This is a genomic window from Mycobacterium sp. NGS51, from assembly GCF_059812525.1.
On record NZ_JCALCV010000002.1, the window covers coordinates 65,489 to 80,560 of the forward strand.

A 15,072-nucleotide genomic window follows, 5' to 3' on the forward strand; every position below is an offset into this window, starting at 1 on the left:
ATCGTCGATTTCCTCCTGTCTGACCCGGGCGACGACCGAAACTCATCGGGCAATCCGGCCTGGGTAACGTCAGCACGGTGAGCAGCACACCGCGCACTGTCAAGTACTCCGGCGTCGACGGCATCACCCTGGTGGCCGACGAGTGGAACCGCGACGCGCCAACCGACCGGCCGACGATTCTGATGCTGCACGGCGGCGGCCAGAATCGGTTTTCCTGGAAGGGCACCGGTCAAGTCCTCGCCGACGAGGGATTTCACGTCGTCGCGATCGATAGCCGCGGGCACGGCGACAGCGACCGGTCTCCCGACGCCGACTACGACGTCGACACCTTGACAGCGGACGTCATGCAGGTCCTCGATGCCATTGGCCGTCCGGTGGCGCTGATCGGCGCGAGCATGGGCGGGTTGACCGGCATCCTGGTCGCGGATCAAGCCGGAGCTGACCGGGTAACGGGGTTGGTGCTGGTCGACGTCGTGCCGCGGTTCGAGAAGAACGGCAGCGCACGCATCCGAGACTTCATGTTCAGCGGTCTCGATGGGTTCGGCTCACTCGAAGAGGCCGCGGACGCCGTTGCCGCGTATCTGCCGCATCGGACCAAGCCGCGCAGTCCGGAGGGCTTGAAGAAGAACCTGCGGCTGCGTGATGGCCGCTGGTACTGGCATTGGGATCCGGCGTTCATGACCAAGCCCGGCGACGATCCGCAATTGCGCACCGAGAAGTTCGAGCACGCCGCCGCATCCTTGACGATTCCGGTGTTGTTGATCCGCGGAAAATTGTCCGATGTGGTCAGTCCGGAAGGGGTGCAGCACTTCCTGGCGACAGTGCCCAGCGCGGAGTTCGTCGAACTGACCGGAGCCGGCCATACCGCAGCCGGCGACGACAACGACGCCTTCAGCGACGTCGTGGTGCAGTTCGCCAAACGCTAGGTGCCGGACTTCTCGTCGTGCCCGCCGAACTGCTTGCGCATCGCCGACAGCGCCTTATCGGCGAACTCGTCGAGGCGGCGGGAAGCGAAGCGGGAATACAGCGCTGAGGTCAGCACCGGCGCGGGAACCCCTTCGTCGATCGCCGCGATGGAGGTCCAACGGCCCTCCCCGGAGTCGGAGACGTGACCAGTGAACTCTTTCAGGTCGGGAGCCTCGTGCAGCGCAATCGCGGTCAAATCCAGCAGCCATGATTCGATCACGCTGCCGCGTCGCCAGAGTTCGGTGACCTCGGGGATGTCGATGTCATATTGGTAGAACTCGGGATTGGTCAGCGGTGCGGTCTCTGCGTCGCCCTCGCCCTTTTTCATCCGAGTACCGATGTCGGCGTTGCGCAGGATGTTCAGCCCTTCGGCCAGCGAGGCCATCATCCCGTACTCGATGCCGTTGTGCACCATCTTGACGAAGTGCCCCGCGCCCGAAGGCCCGCAGTGCAAATAGCCCTTCTCTGACTGAGCGACCTCGCCGTCACGACCCGGCGTGCGCGGTGCCGCTTCCACCCCGGGCGCCACCGCGGCGAAGATCGGCTCGGCGTGAGCGACCGCGTCGGCGTCACCGCCGATCATCAGACAGTAGCCTCGTTCCCGACCCCACACGCCACCGCTCGTGCCGCAGTCCAGCAGGCGTATGCCTTTCTCGGACAAGGCTTTTGCGTGCCGCATGTCGTCGCGGTAATAGGAGTTGCCGCCGTCGATGACGATGTCGCCCTCGGCGAGGGTATTGGCCAGCTCGATGATCACCCCGGTGGTGATGTCGCCGGCCGGCACCATCACCCAGACCACGCGCGGCGCCGCGAGCTTCTCGGCCAGCTCGGACAACGACGACACCCCGGTGGTGTTGTCTTCGCCGGCCATCGCTTTGACCGCATCGGGGTTGTGGTCATAGACCACGCATTCATGTCCGTCTTTGACCAGGCGGCGGACGATATTGGCGCCCATTCGGCCCAGGCCGATCATCCCTAGCTGCATTTTCGTCCGTTCTCCTTACTTCGACGCCTGGTTGGTGGCCGGCATCCACGGTTCTTCCCAACCGTGGTGGCCGCGCAGCAGCGACCGCGCGGCTTCGGGGCCCCACGAGCCGGGCTCGTAGGGGTGAACTTCGCCCGGAGTGTCGAGCAGCGGCTGCACAATCCGCCACGTTTCCTCGATGCTGTCTTCGCGGGCGAACAGCTGGCGGTCGCCGGTCAGCCCGGCATGCAGCAGGCGCTCATAGGGCCGTATCGGTTCGCCCAGGTCCGCCGCGAAGGATGAGTCCAGGTGGACGTCGCGCCACGAGTCGCCGTCCAGCGCCACCAACTGCAGGCGCAATCCCGGATCGGGGTCGACCCGCAACACGATCTGGTTGCGTTCGGCGCGTTCGCGTTTGGGCAGAAACGCCAATGCAGGAACGCGGCGGGTGAACAACCGAACTTCGGTCACCTTCTCCGGCAGCGCCTTACCTGCTCGCAGGAAAATCGGCACGCCGGACCAGCGCCAGTTGTCGATCTCGGTGCGCAGCGCGACGAAGGTCTCGGTCTGCGAGCCGTCGGCCACCCCGTCGATGTCGGTGTAGCCCGCATACTGACCGCGCACGTAATGCGCAGGATCCAGGGCGGGCATCGCGCGGAAAACCTCGTAGCGTTTGTCGTTGAGGTCGTCGGCGCTCGGGCCGACCGGCGGCTCCATCGCCACCAGCGCCAGCACTTGCAGCAGATGGTTTTGCACGACGTCGCGCAGCGTCCCGACCGCGTCGTAGAACTTGCCCCGGTCCTCGACGCCGAAATTCTCGGCCATCGTGATGTGGATTTCGGAGATACTGCGACGGTCCCACAGCTCGGCCAGCGTGGTGTTGGCGAACCGCAAATATTCCAGCTCGACGACCGGTTGTTTGCCTAAGAAGTGGTCTACCCGCAGGATCTGCTCTTCGTCGAGTACCGCGCGCAATTGCGCGTTGAGTTCCTGTGCTGACTTCAAGTCGTGGCCGAACGGCTTTTCCACCGCGACGCGCGATCGCTCCAGCAGCCCGACCTTTCCCAGATTTTCGACGATCGGCGCGAACAGCGACGGCGGCATTTCCAGGTAGTAGAGGCAGGTGCGGTCAGTGCCGATTTGCTCGGCCAGCTCCTTGTACAGCCCCGCGTCGGTGACGTCGCCGTGCAGGTAGGACAACCGGTCGGCCAGCCGGTCGAACACCGCGTCATCCAGTTTCTCGCCGGTCTCGCCGATGGCCTTGCGGGCCCGCTTGACCAACTCGTCTTTTGCGATGTCGTCGCTGGCCACGCCCAAGACCGGACACTGCAGCAACTCGCGGCGTTCCAGACGGTACAGGGCTCGGAAGGTCATCTTGCGGGCCAGATCGCCGGTGATGCCGAAGATCACCAGCAGATCAGAGGGATTTCCACCGCATTCGGCCAATCCGGGACCTCCACCCACAATCGATTAGTCAGCACTGCGTTTTGATACTTGTGTCTTGCCCCCGGCAGCCAACTTCAACCCTAGACATTGCGGATGCGCCCCGACAACCCACGGACCTAGTCGGGAATCACGTCGGCAGTTGCACTTTCGTGGCCTCCTGTCCACAGCGAAGCTCGATAGGTAAAGATGCCTGTCATGATCGCGATCTACGTCCTGGCTGGAGTCGCGGTGCTGGAAGCCGCGGCGCTGGCCGTCTTGGGAGTGCTATATACCCGCAGCCGACGCGAAGTCGACGAACTCCAGCAGCGACTCGACAGCCGTAATTGGCTGCTATCGGGCGGCCGTGAGGCGGTCAAGACGGTGTGGCAAACGGCGAACCTCGTTCGCAAAGAGGGGTTCGGGGCTGCGGTACGCAGCTCGATCGAAGACCTCGCCGATTGGGCGGAGGTGGAGCGCCCCGACCTGGCCCGGATCACTCCGGACGGCCGCGTGGTCATTTTGTTTTCCGATATCGAGGAGTCCACCGCGCTCAACGAGCGGATCGGCGACCGCGCCTGGGTCAAGTTGATCGGTGCCCACGACAAGCTCGTCCGGCGACTGGTCAAGAGCCACTCAGGACACGTGGTGAAGAGTCAGGGCGATGGGTTCATGATCGCGTTCGCGCGTGCCGAAGATGCAGTGCGATGCGGTCTGGATGTCCAACACGAATTGCGCAGGGACGCTAAGCACAACCGGCGCAACGGTATTCGAGTCCGGATCGGCATCCACATGGGTCGCTCGGTGCGTCGCGGCGACGACCTGTTCGGCCGCAACGTCGCGATGGCGGCTCGAGTCGCCGGGCAGGCCGCCGGGGGTGAAATCCTGGTCAGCGACGCAGTACACGACGCCCTGCACGAGTGCGACGACATCGCGTTCGACGACGGCCGTGACGTTGAATTGAAGGGTTTCAGCGGATCCCAGCGGCTCTACGCGGTCAGTCGCTAGCGCTGGTCCGACTCGGCCAGGCGTTGATGCAGGCGGGCCCGGACCTCGTCGGGTGTGTAGGCCTTTCGCCGGCGCTGGTCGCGGGCGACCAGCACTCCCCCGGCCGCGACGCCGACGAGACCGGCCAGCCCAAGCCACTTCCATACGTTGCGCATGGGACAAGTCTGCATAAGCTGCGGGGGTGGATGCGAGCCGCGCGGCGACGAGGCGCTCGGCGCTTTGAGCGGGGAGGAGCCGCGCAATGGGACCGGTGACGTTAGATCGCGCGCTAAACGAGACCCGCACCGGCGACATCTGGCTGTTTCGCGGTAGTTCGAGGCCGGACCGGGCCATCCAAACGTTGTCGAACAGCCCGGTGAACCACGTCGGCATGACGGTGGCGATCGACGATCTCCCGCCGCTGATCTGGCACGCCGAACTCGGCGACAAGCTGACCGACGTCTGGGCCGGCGCCAACCACCGCGGCGTGCAACTCCACGACGCGCGGCAGGCCGTCGAGCGCTGGGTGCAGCACTACCACCAGCGCTGCTGGCTACGTCAGCTGACGCCGTATGCCAACCGCGAGCAGGAGGACCGGATGCTGCGGGTCATCGCCCGGTTGGACGGTACCCCGTTTCCCACCGTCGCACGATTGACCGGTCGCTGGTTTCGCGGCCGGATCCCGACTGCTTATGACTGGGTACGTGGAATCCCCTTGGTGGACAAGAAGGTTCGTGAATCCACCCGACGACGCAAGGCGCAGCGGAGCGAGGTCGGCCTGGAGACCGCCTACTGCGCGGAGACGGTGGCCATCACCTACGAGGAGATGGGGTTGTTGGACACCGAGAAGGATGCCAACTGGTTTGACCCCGGCTCATTTTGGAGCGGTGACACGCTGCCGCTGGCACCGGGATATCGGTTGAGCGACGAAATCGCTGTCGTGGCCGACTAATCCGGGCGCGGTAACCGATGTGGCTACGCAATTTCCAAGCTGGTCTGCACCGGAGTTGCGTTGCGGGTCAGGTCGAGCACCGGGCAGTGCGCATCGACGGCGTCTTGCAGTTGCCGGTAGCGCTCCGGGGTTTCCGGCCCCGTCACCGTCACGACCACTCGCACGGCGCTGAAGCCCGCCCGCACGGCGTCGTCGAACCCGAAGAAGCCCCGCACGTCCAAGTCACCCTCAGCCCGAACGGAGACGTCGTCGACCGCAATGCCGAGCTTCTCGGCCCAGAACCGCCACGTCACGATCTGGCATGACAGCAGCGACGCAAGGTAGTACTCGACGGGATTCGGTGCCGCGCCCTCCCCGCCCAGCGCCGGGGGTTCGTCGACCTCGACGCGGTACTTGCCCAAGGTGACGGTGCTGGCGACCGCATCATGGGGCTGCGCCGAGGCCTCGAACACCACGTGGGCAGCGGCCTCGTCGGCCGCTATCGCGTCACCGGTGGCGGCGATCAGGCCACCGAGATGGTTGGTTGAGGTCGTCACGGCGCACGCTCCTTCAGTCGGCTCGAGACTAATCAGCGTTCGCCTGCCGGCAAGGTTGTTTCTCGGCGCGGTGCCGCTGAACTGGGCGTTCCGGTTCGGTCACGATGAGCCGAACCCGCAGACTCACGTGCCATCTCCACCAGCCAGATGATGGTGCCGATGGCGGGGAAGACGGCGCCCAGGATGCACACCGCTCCCCAGCCGTAGCTGCCGTAGACAATGGCAGAGAGCATGCTGCCCAGCGAGCCGGCGGCGAAGTAGCTGGTCATGTAGGCGGTATTGAGCCGACTGCGGGCCTCCGGGCGCAGCGGATAGAACACGCTTTGGTTGGTGATGTGCGTGCCCTGGATGCCCAGATCCAGCAGTGCCACTCCAAGCGCCAACGCCACCACCTGGGTCTGCCCAATCCACAGCAGCACAAAGCTCAGCGCGGTCAGCACGACGAATGCGCCGGTCTGCGCGCGGGCGTAACCGCGGTCGGCCAATCCGCCGGCGAACTTCGCTGCCAGCGCACCTGCGACGCCGAACAGCGTGAACAGCCCGATCTGACCGTCGGACCAGTGATAGATGCCGCCGGCGAGCAGGAAGCCGACGCTGGTCCAGAACACGCCGAAGCAGGCGTAGGTCAACATGCCGTACCACATGCGCAGCCGCAGGACCGGCTCCTCACGCACGATCTGCACGACCGAGGCCAGCAATCGCCGGTAGCTCATCCGGACCTCGGGTGCCCGCACCGGTAACGAGCGCACCAACACGCAGCTGACCAGCATCAGTGCCGCGGCGACGACGAACACTGCGCGCCAGCCGGCGATGGCGGCGATCAGGCCGGCCACGACGCGGGAAAGCAGGATGCCCAGCAGCAGGCCGGTCATCACGCTGCCGATAACGCGCCCGCGCTCCTCTTCGTAGGCGAGCGATGCGGCGAACGGCACCAGCACCTGCCCGACCACCGAGCCGATGCCCACCAAGATCGCCCCGGCCGCCAGCACCGGCCAACTCGGCGAGACAGCCATGCCCAGCAGACACGCACAGGTCGCAATCAGCATGCCGGTGAGCAGCTTTCGTCGCTCGGTCAGATCGCCCAGCGGCACCAGCAGCGCGAGGCCTATCGCGTAGCCGATTTGGCTGGCCGTGACAATAAGGCCGACGCTGGTGGTCGAGGCGTGAAAGTAGTCGGCGATGGTGCCGACCAACGGCTGAGCGTAATAGCTGTTGGCCACCACCAGGCCAGAAGTGAGCGCCATGACGAACACCAGCCGACGGTCCATCCGCGGCTGGGCTGACTCGGTGTGGCTCATAGCCCCATGGTGCCCACCGGGCTGCCAGATGTAAAACAACTAGGTTTTATCAGATTAAGAACTAGCATCGATATATGGAGCTCAGGCAGCTGCGCCACTTTGTGGCGGTGGCCGAAGCCGGGCAGTTCACCCAGGCGGCGGCCGAGCTGGGCATCTCCCAGTCAGGGCTGAGCGCGTCGATACGCGCGCTCGAGAACGTCCTGCATACGCCGTTGTTCGAACGCAGCACCCGCTCGGTGGTGCTCACGACCGCGGGTCGGGCGTTGTCGGAGCACGCTCAGCACATCCTGCGTGAGGTGCAAGCTGCCGAACAGGCGATCACTGCGGTCCGCGACGCCGGGGCCGGGCAGTTGGCACTCGGTGTGGTGCAAACGTTCACCGCCGTCGACCTGCCCGCGCGCATCGCCGCCCTACACGCGCGGCATCCCGGCGTGGAAATTGTGCTGCGTGAGGCGCCGACGGTCGACTTGCTGGCGGCCGTCGAGGACGGCGAGTTGGACTTGGCTTTTGTCGCGCTTGACGCCACCCCGCTGCCGGAGCGCCTTGTTGCGCTACGGGATTACCCCGAGATGCTGGTGCTGGTGGTCGGGCCGGAGCATCGGTTGGCGGAGCGCGACGCGGTGCGACTGGTCGACGTGGCCGGGCAGCCGTTCGTCGACTTTCAAGCCGGCCTGGGACTGCAAACGGTCGTCGAGGCGCTCTTTCGTACCGCCGGTGTTGAGCGACGGATTGCCTTCCGCACCAGCCAAATGGAGCAGGCGCTGAGTTTGGTCCGCCACGAGCTCGGGATTGCAGTGGTGCCCGAGCCGGTCGCGCGCCGCAGCGGACTGCCCATTGTTCGGCTGCACCGGGTCGGCGGCGACACCCATCCGCCGGCCCGAAGTCTTGCGCTTGTCGGTCGGACACGGGTGCCGACCAACCCTGCCGCCCGTGTCTTCCTCGAACAGCTGTCGTAATCGATTGTCGCTGAGGCTCGTTGATATCGGGCAGCCATGTGGCGGACAACGGGAGCTAATTGATGAAGAACGCTTTAAGCATCACCCGACGTCGATCCAAACAGTCAGTGCGACGGTCAGCACGGCGACAACCGAGAGCAGAACCGTGTCTGTCGTGCGCAGGCGTGGCGCGTCGGATGCGCACATGCGTAATTCGCGGGCGATCAGGAAAAGCGGAAACATCACACTTACGGCAATGAAGAACGATCCAACAACGTAAAGCCAGACGAATCGCACGCCGTGCTTCCTGGCTTCGATCACCATCAAGATGACGGCGCTCAAGGCCAACATCAAAGCGTCGGCGGCGATGTCTCGCGAGGCCGCAGTCACTTGGGTGTCGCGCCAGAAATTGACCAAGAAGTCCGTCGGGCTGTGTACGTACGCGGTCGCCTGACTCCAAGTCGCGATGAGCGCGGCGACTGCAACAGCGCCGTAGACGACGCACAGAACTTTGCGGGAGGTGGGGACCGATGATGCTTGCTCGGCTGTTGTCATGCGCTCAAGCTAGGACGAACTGAACTGCCGATGGTGCAAAACGGCAACTTCACTACCAGCCCGCGGCAGCGCTTCTGAATGGTTCCCCCGCAACCGCCGTTGAGATTGCGTCCAGGGCTGTTGGTTCGCGAATATCACGACCCTGTACGCAATTTCGACGGAGAGCCGGGACATGCGGGCTGTTCAATGGCGCTGGACCGCGAACCTCGATCGGTCCTTCGCGGAACGTCCCTCAGCGTGGAGGCAAGGAATCGAACATGCATTTAAAATCCTTTGGTGGACAGCCATACTGGGTAGGGTCCGGGACGCCCGCGCATCCTGTTCCGTCTGTTGTTGGGAATTGTCCCTGCGGGCATTGTTGGGGTTCTTCTCCGCTCGCGATCGGGGTAGTGAGCAGACCAACCGCTACTATGCCTGCCGCCGCGGCGAGGATCGCCGGGATCTTGGTACCTATGGCAATTGTTTTCCGGGTCATCGCTGCCCCCCTTCGGTGCCGGAACCCGTTGTCCCGGATCCACGGACCATAACCACATATTCGCCGTCAAGATTATGTTTTGACAACGATTTAGGGTCAGCGGTCAGATTGGCCGTCCTCGATATCGCCGTCCGCAGCCACAGCAGGCGGTTTCGGGTTCCACGTGCGCGACGCGACCGCTCGACCTGCGGATGGACCCCGCCCAAGGTCGCTAAAAACATTGCCAGCGGCTCAAAACATTTCAATCGGAAGTCGACGACGTACGTTGGCATCCGAAGCCTGAGCCGGCTTTGGCGCCCCGAGACGGCAGTGATCGTCTCGCCTGCAAGGTGACACCGAGCACCGTGTGTGCCAAATCTGGCCGACTCTTGACGAAGCCACGAAGCGTACGGTAAAACGACCAAACTTGGCGGGGAGTAGGAACTTTCGGTATCCACGCCAGTTCCCAATGAATGCCGTTTCTCGGGTCGTCGAAGAACACCGCGTAATAGCCGGGCCAGTACTGCGGGTACTCCTGCGGCTGGTCGGTGACGGGAATATGACGCTTGACCAAGAAGTCGCGATGAAAGCGGTCAACCTCTTTTCGGTTGCGAGCCCACAGGGCGATGTGGTTGATGCCGACCGCCTGGTCACTGTGCGTCAACTTCTCCCCGGTACGGGCCGGCTGAATACCAATGTAGCTGTGCGGGTTGACATATCGCGTCATGTAATACGTCGACTGGTACTCCATGTTCAGCGACGAAAAGCTGCTGTATCCGAGCCAGCCGAACATGGTGTCGTAGAACGCGATGGACTCGTCGTAGTCCAACACCGCGAATTCAACGTGACTAACGCCGCGCCACCGCATTGCCCCTCCTCAGAAGTTACTCGTACTTCGCACCGGGTGACCCCGGATCTAGTCATAGATGATTGCCAGCCCACGCCGGCGAAGGTCGGTTAAGAGATCGCACATGGATTGAAGCTGGTCGGGTGAATGACCCACCCAGTCGGTGAGCTCACCAATTATTCGGACGGGGTCGCGGGTGCGGAAGGAGCGAGTCGGGTTTCCAGGATGCCGTTTGTCCGTCACGTTCGGGTCGTCTTCCAGTGTCCCGGTTGGTTCCACAACGTATATGCGACAACGGCCGTCGCCGACAGCCAGTTCTGCTCCCCACACTGCCGCGTCTAGCGTTTGGGTCACATAGACGTGGTTTGAGAGGCGCCCGGTCTCGTAGTTCGACTGACGTCGGGGCACCAGAAGATCACCCACCGAGAGGTCGGCTTTGGTCCCGTGCAGCAGTGCACCCGACTCGTGCATTTCAAAGGGTTTCGGCGTGCTCGGCACCGCAATCCTCCGTCCGTGCGCTTCATGGTCCGAAGATTCTGCAGCACGTCAGGGGCCTTGCCGCAAGCCCCCCTCCCTGTCATATGGTGAGAAGGGGAGGACGCAGACCGATCTCGCCGGCAGTCAAACTCCGAACTTGGCGCGTGCCTCTTCGGTGACCGGGGTAAACAGGTTGACGAGGTTTCCATCTGGATCCCGAAACAACAGCGCACGATTGCCCCAGGGCATGGTTGTCGGTGCTGTCACGACCTCGTCGACGCGCCCGCGCAACCGCTCGTACTCGGCGTCCACGTCCTCGACAATGAACTCCAGGATCGCGCTGCGGTTGGCCGCCGGCTCGGCGGATCCTTCGCCAAACAGTGGGACCGTCTTGTCACTGCCGATGGCCAGCGTGCCGATCGGCGTCGAAATCTCGGCGAACAACTCGTTTCCCCATACCGCCGAGACGCCAGTGACCATCTCATAGAAATCGACCAGACGAGTGACGTCGGCGGTGATGATCCGGGTCGAAATGAACTTCATGCAGCCCTCCCTGTGAGTCGTTGCGCGCCGGCGGCGTGCAGTGCCTGACGGACGGCATGTTAAGCATCGCCTCCGACAACCAAGCGGCAGCGATGGTCAGGATCACCGACGACGGTCAGCGTCCGGCTTACGCGTTGAACCGGATCAACGACTACGTGGCGGTCCGTTCGTCGGGCGAAGACGGGAAGCTTTCAAGCCGCCGGGTTTCAGCCACCGCGCGCCGAACTTCTGCATTCTCCCGACTGGCAGCGGCTTGCTTTCGCTCCGCCCGTTCGTCGATCCGTTGTAGTCGCTCGCTCTCACGCTGCGCGGTCGCGCCCTCACGTTCGTCCGCACGCAGTTCTCGGTCGTCCGCTGTCTGCTCGCGATCACTTGCGATTCGGTCCCGCTCATCGGCGATGCGATCTCGTTCGTCAGCGACGCGCTCGCGCCGCATGAGCTCACGCTCACGCCGCGCAAGGGCCTCCTCGCGGTTATCCAACTCAGCGGTGCGCCGATCGAGTTCACCCTGAGTATCGACACGGTCCTCAGCGACCACGACTTACTTTAACGCCGCAGCGATCGTCGTCGCACTAGCGGGCAGCGGCCCCGCCTCTGGAGGTTGTTTGCCAACGAAACGAAACTCCACCAGGTTGCACTTCATTCAGTGTTCCCGGAATCTCCCAGGCTGTTCGAGCGCGGCCGATAGCGCCTTCGTGTCCGGCAGAATGATCTCTTCGACCACCTTTCCCCACGCGACCCGCCCAAAGTAGGCGCCGCGGTAGACGAGCCGACCGTCACGCTCGGTGTGGTAGCGGGTCGCGATGCGGGTCGACCACGGCCCGCCCTCGACGAGCGTTTCCTCAACGATGAAGCGGAGGTTCGGCACACGTCACCGAGGAACTCGACGAGCAGTGTTTCTACGGTCGCGGCTTGGTCCACCATCACCATGTGGTTCGCATCGTCGACAACCTCGATCCGTGCATTCGGTAGCGACTCGCGCAACATGCCTGTGGCCTGCGGGCCGTTGAGCGCCGACTCGTCTCTGCCGATGACAGCCAGTACAGGAATCGCCATGAGTCGATCTAGATCGAAATCGCTTCGAAGTGGCCAAGGCCGAGGCTGAGGGTTCCTGAAAGACATCTTGAAATTCATTGTTCCACAGACGAATTGACGCATAGACGGCATCCAGGGCTGTTGGCGCAGCAGTTTGCGGTTGTGAGGCACCACCATTGTGTCGAGCACTCGCCAGACGTGCCCCTCCTTGAGCGGCAAAACCAGCGACGCGAGGCCCCGGACCATGAAGCTCGGGCTCATTCCGCCCGCGATGCCAACTGGACACAACAGCGCCAAGCGCTCCACCTTTTCGGGGAAGACAGTCGCGTAGTGAGCGGATATCCACGTGCCACGCGAAGCGGCCACAAACGCCGACCGCTGAATATCTAGAGCGCGCAGCGTTTCATCAAGCCAAGTCACGATGTCAGCGATGGTCTTGGTCGGCTTCGCAGCGATGCTCTTGCCGGCTTCGTCGATAGCATCGATCATGGTGACGCTATGGCTAGCAGTAAGAGTGCCAAGGAGCGGCACCCAAGACGTCGAGCTGATCGACGACCCGTGGAGGGCCACAAGCGACGACTTCGACCGATCGCCCGCGTGAAGCACATGGGTGCTGCCAAAAGATGTCTCGACGTCCGATTCCGTGACTTGGACAGAGCTGGCCGAAAGCGCAGCGTCGTACAGCCGGAGATACCCGGCACGCGCGTCCTCAGAACGGAACTTCGAGAGTCTGGCCATTTCTCACCTGCCTACTACGCGTTACTGCTTACTCCTACACGTTGAACCGGAACTCCACGACATCGCCGTCGGCCATCACGTAGTCCTTGCCCTCCATGCGGACCTTGCCGGCGGCCTTGGCCGCGGCCATCGACCCGGCGCCGGTCAAGTCGTCGTAGGACACGATTTCGGCCTTGATGAAACCTTTTTCAAAGTCGGTGTGGATCACCCCGGCGGCCTTCGGCGCGGTGTCGCCCTGGTGAATGACCCAGGCCCGGGCTTCCTTTGGCCCGGCCGTCAGGAAGGTCTGCAGCTTCAGCGTGTGAAAGCCGGCGCGGGCCAACGCATCCAAGCCCCGCTCGTGCTGCCCGATGGACTCCAACAGCTCGGTGGCCGACTCGTCATCGAGCTCGGCCAATTCCGCTTCGATCTTGGCGTCCAGGAAAACCGCGTCGGCGGGCGCGACGAGCTCGCGCAGCGCGGCGACGCGGGCGGCGTCGGTCAACACCGCCTCGTCGGCGTTGAAGACATACAGGAACGGTTTAGTGGTCAACAGGTTCAGCTCTCGCAGCACCACAGTGTCCAGCCCGGCGGCGAACAGGGTCGTTCCGCTGTCGAGCACCTGTTGGGCAGCTACGGCAGCCTCGTGAACGGGTTTGCGGTCCTTGTTGTTACGGGCTTCCTTCTCCAGCCTCGGCACCGCACGCTCGAGCGTTTGCATGTCGGCCAGGATCAACTCGGTCTCGATGACCTCGATGTCGGATTTGGGGTCAACCTGTCCGGCAACGTGAGCCACGTCGTCATCGGAGAACACCCGCACCACTTGGCAAATCGCGTCGCACTCGCGAATGTTGGCCAGGAACTTGTTGCCAAGCCCGGCCCCTTCCGACGCGCCGGCGACTAGGCCGGCGATGTCGACGAAGGTCACCGGCGCCGGCACGATCCGCTCGGAATCGAACATCGCGGCCAGCTTGGCCAACCGTGGATCGGGCAGCGGCACCACGCCCTCATTGGGTTCGATCGTCGCGAACGGGTAGTTGGCAGCCACCACGTCGTTCTTGGTCAACGCGTTGAACAGCGTCGACTTGCCGACATTCGGCAAACCCACAATTCCCAGGCTCAAGCTCACAGGGAGCCAAGTGTAGGGGCGATCGCAAGCGCGGCGGAGCCGGGCGCAGCGGGTCGGCCCAGTTAACCCCGGCGATCGCAACCGCGGCGGAGCCGGGCGCAGCGGGTCGCCCCGCACAAACCAGGGCAGGTCCTTACGGGCCTTTCTGCGCTGAGCCGGTACGGTCGACATGTGTCAGCACAGCGGGCGAGGTCGGCAGTGACGGCAGGTCATCGCTCGATCCACCCCAATTTTCCTGGTGTGCCGTGGTGGGCAGCGATCGTCATCGCAGCGACCGCGACCGCCGTCGGGTTCGCTTTCGACGCCGGCTCGGGCAACAAAGAGTTGACCGACGTTTTCTCCGCGCTCTACGTGCTGGGCTGCGTGGCTGCGGTGTTGGCGGTGCGGCAGTCAGCTGTATTCACCGCAGCCATCCAACCTCCGCTGATCCTGTTCTGCGCGGTTCCCGGCGCCTACTGGCTGTTCCACGGCGCCAGATTCACCGGGCTGAAGGACCTGCTGATCAACTGCGGCTATCCGCTGATCGAGCGCTTCCCGCTGATGCTGTTCACCTCGGCCGGGGTGCTACTGATCGGCATGATCCGCTGGTATCTGGGAATGGCGGTACGAACGACCGCGAACACCGAACCGGAAACCGAGGACACCGGCGGGGGTCTCAGCGCCCTCATCGCGAAGCTCGCCGCGATGATCGGTGGCGACGCAGCCGCACCTGAACACAGCAGGAAACCCGCCAAAGCGCCAGCCCGCGCGCGGCGCACCGACACGGCGGCCCGCCGCACCAAATCAGCCCAAGCCACCGGAGCCCGGACCGCCAAGCGTCCCGCCCCGACCCGGTCGCGGCATATTCGGCCGCCGCTGGAGGAGCCGCTCGACCCCGCGATCGAACGCACCCGGCGCCGACGCCCGGCCCGTAGCCGCGACGTCGACGCACCAGAACCGCCCCGCCGCGGCCGAGTGCCGCGCGATCCCGACTTGCGCGGCCGACCGCCGCGGGAGATCCGGCGCGACCCGCATCTGCGTCGCGGCAGGCCGGCGGCCCGCAGCAGCCGCTTCGACCCCTACGAGTCCACTGAGGGTTACGAACCCGTCAATCCTGTTGAACCGCGTCGCCGCTCCGCACCCAGCGGCGCGACCGCGACGCATCACCCCATTTCACAGGTGCGCTACCGGCGCTCAGCCGGGACCGACGACTCACGCAAACCGCGCAAGTCCAAGGCGGACTCCTGGGAATACGACGTCTGACTGACCCCCACGA

17 protein-coding genes are annotated in these 15,072 nt (G+C 64.1%); 5 read left to right on the top strand and 12 right to left on the bottom strand.

Annotation, left to right across the window (positions count from 1 at the left end; genetic code table 11):
* The first annotated feature begins 77 nt into the window (after positions 1-77).
* Positions 78-926: an alpha/beta fold hydrolase gene (locus AC5Y5W_RS02955; RefSeq protein ID WP_499886606.1), complete on the top strand. Its 849-nt coding sequence runs from the start codon at positions 78-80 to the stop codon at positions 924-926.
* Here AC5Y5W_RS02955 and gnd read toward each other — a convergent pair.
* Both gnd and AC5Y5W_RS02965 read right to left on the bottom strand, forming a co-directional pair.
* Positions 923-1,951 carry a phosphogluconate dehydrogenase (NAD(+)-dependent, decarboxylating) gene (gene gnd / locus AC5Y5W_RS02960; RefSeq protein ID WP_499886608.1) on the bottom strand — a complete coding sequence of 343 codons (1,029 nt, stop codon included), beginning with the start codon at positions 1,949-1,951 and terminating at the stop codon, positions 923-925. The two genes, AC5Y5W_RS02955 and gnd, sit on opposite strands and share 4 nt — an antisense overlap.
* A 15-nt stretch (positions 1,952-1,966) precedes the next feature.
* The gene (locus AC5Y5W_RS02965; RefSeq protein ID WP_499887235.1) at positions 1,967-3,376 is read right to left on the bottom strand and encodes a glucose-6-phosphate dehydrogenase; all 1,410 of its coding nucleotides are present in this window, start codon (positions 3,374-3,376) and stop codon (positions 1,967-1,969) included.
* A 195-nt stretch (positions 3,377-3,571) separates the two neighbouring features.
* On the opposite strand from AC5Y5W_RS02965, the gene AC5Y5W_RS02970 reads away from it, so the two are divergent.
* Positions 3,572-4,360: an adenylate/guanylate cyclase domain-containing protein gene (locus AC5Y5W_RS02970; protein ID WP_500022052.1), complete on the top strand. Its 789-nt coding sequence runs from the start codon at positions 3,572-3,574 to the stop codon at positions 4,358-4,360.
* On the opposite strand, the gene AC5Y5W_RS02975 is transcribed toward AC5Y5W_RS02970, so the two are convergent.
* Entirely contained in the window at positions 4,357-4,515 is a 159-nt protein-coding gene (locus AC5Y5W_RS02975; RefSeq protein ID WP_156657709.1) for a hypothetical protein, read from the bottom strand. The genes AC5Y5W_RS02970 and AC5Y5W_RS02975 overlap by 4 nt on opposite strands.
* An 86-nt stretch (positions 4,516-4,601) precedes the next feature.
* On the opposite strand from AC5Y5W_RS02975, the gene AC5Y5W_RS02980 reads away from it, so the two are divergent.
* Positions 4,602-5,291 carry a guanylate cyclase gene (locus tag AC5Y5W_RS02980; protein ID WP_500010700.1) on the top strand — a complete coding sequence of 230 codons (690 nt, stop codon included), beginning with the start codon at positions 4,602-4,604 and terminating at the stop codon, positions 5,289-5,291.
* 23 nt (positions 5,292-5,314) lie between these two features.
* Here AC5Y5W_RS02980 and AC5Y5W_RS02985 read toward each other — a convergent pair whose 3' ends face one another.
* Together AC5Y5W_RS02985 and AC5Y5W_RS02990 are read right to left on the bottom strand one after the other, a co-directional pair.
* On the bottom strand, positions 5,315-5,827 hold the full coding sequence (locus tag AC5Y5W_RS02985) for an OsmC family protein (RefSeq protein ID WP_500010699.1): 513 nt from the start codon (positions 5,825-5,827) through the stop codon (positions 5,315-5,317).
* 32 nt (positions 5,828-5,859) lie between these two features.
* On the bottom strand, positions 5,860-7,125 hold the full coding sequence (locus AC5Y5W_RS02990; RefSeq protein ID WP_500010698.1) for an MFS transporter: 1,266 nt from the start codon (positions 7,123-7,125) through the stop codon (positions 5,860-5,862).
* Between the two features lie 74 nt (positions 7,126-7,199).
* Here AC5Y5W_RS02990 and AC5Y5W_RS02995 point away from each other — a divergent pair, with 74 nt between their 5' ends.
* The gene (locus tag AC5Y5W_RS02995; protein WP_500010697.1) at positions 7,200-8,081 is read left to right on the top strand and encodes a LysR family transcriptional regulator; all 882 of its coding nucleotides are present in this window, start codon (positions 7,200-7,202) and stop codon (positions 8,079-8,081) included.
* 81 nt (positions 8,082-8,162) lie between these two features.
* On the opposite strand, the gene AC5Y5W_RS03000 is transcribed toward AC5Y5W_RS02995, so the two are convergent.
* The 7 genes from AC5Y5W_RS03000 to ychF form a co-directional block, all read right to left on the bottom strand.
* Positions 8,163-8,615, bottom strand: coding sequence for a DUF2834 domain-containing protein (locus tag AC5Y5W_RS03000; protein ID WP_500010696.1), 453 nt, complete (start codon positions 8,613-8,615; stop codon positions 8,163-8,165).
* Positions 8,616-9,331: 716 nt separating this feature from the next.
* Positions 9,332-9,937 carry a VOC family protein gene (locus AC5Y5W_RS03005; RefSeq protein WP_500010695.1) on the bottom strand — a complete coding sequence of 202 codons (606 nt, stop codon included), beginning with the start codon at positions 9,935-9,937 and terminating at the stop codon, positions 9,332-9,334.
* A 48-nt stretch (positions 9,938-9,985) separates the two neighbouring features.
* Entirely contained in the window at positions 9,986-10,387 is a 402-nt protein-coding gene (arr, locus tag AC5Y5W_RS03010) for an NAD(+)--rifampin ADP-ribosyltransferase (protein ID WP_500010764.1), read from the bottom strand.
* 150 nt (positions 10,388-10,537) lie between these two features.
* Complete coding sequence (locus tag AC5Y5W_RS03015) at positions 10,538-10,936, bottom strand: VOC family protein (protein ID WP_500010694.1); 399 nt, start codon at positions 10,934-10,936, stop codon at positions 10,538-10,540.
* A gap of 151 nt (positions 10,937-11,087) precedes the next feature.
* Positions 11,088-11,474, bottom strand: a complete 387-nt coding sequence (locus AC5Y5W_RS03020; RefSeq protein WP_500022053.1) for a hypothetical protein — start codon at positions 11,472-11,474, stop codon at positions 11,088-11,090.
* A gap of 101 nt (positions 11,475-11,575) precedes the next feature.
* Complete coding sequence (locus AC5Y5W_RS03025; protein WP_500010692.1) at positions 11,576-12,709, bottom strand: alpha/beta fold hydrolase; 1,134 nt, start codon at positions 12,707-12,709, stop codon at positions 11,576-11,578.
* A gap of 34 nt (positions 12,710-12,743) precedes the next feature.
* Complete coding sequence (gene ychF, locus AC5Y5W_RS03030) at positions 12,744-13,817, bottom strand: redox-regulated ATPase YchF (RefSeq protein WP_500010691.1); 1,074 nt, start codon at positions 13,815-13,817, stop codon at positions 12,744-12,746.
* Positions 13,818-13,988: 171 nt separating this feature from the next.
* Between ychF and AC5Y5W_RS03035 the strand changes: the two genes are divergently transcribed.
* Positions 13,989-15,059: a DUF6542 domain-containing protein gene (locus tag AC5Y5W_RS03035; RefSeq protein ID WP_500010690.1), complete on the top strand. Its 1,071-nt coding sequence runs from the start codon at positions 13,989-13,991 to the stop codon at positions 15,057-15,059.
* The last annotated feature ends 13 nt before the right edge of the window (positions 15,060-15,072 follow it).

Bases quoted from the DNA above. Each gene is read 5' to 3' on its own strand.
- gnd (WP_499886608.1), bottom strand. From the start codon at position 1,951: ATGCAGCTAGGGATGATCGGCCTGGGCCGAATGGGCGCCAATATCGTC.
- AC5Y5W_RS03000 (WP_500010696.1), bottom strand. From the start codon at position 8,615: ATGACAACAGCCGAGCAAGCATCATCGGTCCCCACCTCCCGCAAAGTT.
- AC5Y5W_RS03025 (WP_500010692.1), bottom strand. From the start codon at position 12,709: ATGGCCAGACTCTCGAAGTTCCGTTCTGAGGACGCGCGTGCCGGGTAT.
- arr (WP_500010764.1), bottom strand. From the start codon at position 10,387: ATGCACGAGTCGGGTGCACTGCTGCACGGGACCAAAGCCGACCTCTCG.
- AC5Y5W_RS02975 (WP_156657709.1), bottom strand. From the start codon at position 4,515: ATGCGCAACGTATGGAAGTGGCTTGGGCTGGCCGGTCTCGTCGGCGTC.
- AC5Y5W_RS03005 (WP_500010695.1), bottom strand. From the start codon at position 9,937: ATGCGGTGGCGCGGCGTTAGTCACGTTGAATTCGCGGTGTTGGACTAC.
- AC5Y5W_RS02970 (WP_500022052.1), top strand. From the start codon at position 3,572: ATGATCGCGATCTACGTCCTGGCTGGAGTCGCGGTGCTGGAAGCCGCG.
- AC5Y5W_RS02990 (WP_500010698.1), bottom strand. From the start codon at position 7,125: ATGAGCCACACCGAGTCAGCCCAGCCGCGGATGGACCGTCGGCTGGTG.
- AC5Y5W_RS02980 (WP_500010700.1), top strand. From the start codon at position 4,602: ATGGGACCGGTGACGTTAGATCGCGCGCTAAACGAGACCCGCACCGGC.
- AC5Y5W_RS03015 (WP_500010694.1), bottom strand. From the start codon at position 10,936: ATGAAGTTCATTTCGACCCGGATCATCACCGCCGACGTCACTCGTCTG.
- AC5Y5W_RS02995 (WP_500010697.1), top strand. From the start codon at position 7,200: ATGGAGCTCAGGCAGCTGCGCCACTTTGTGGCGGTGGCCGAAGCCGGG.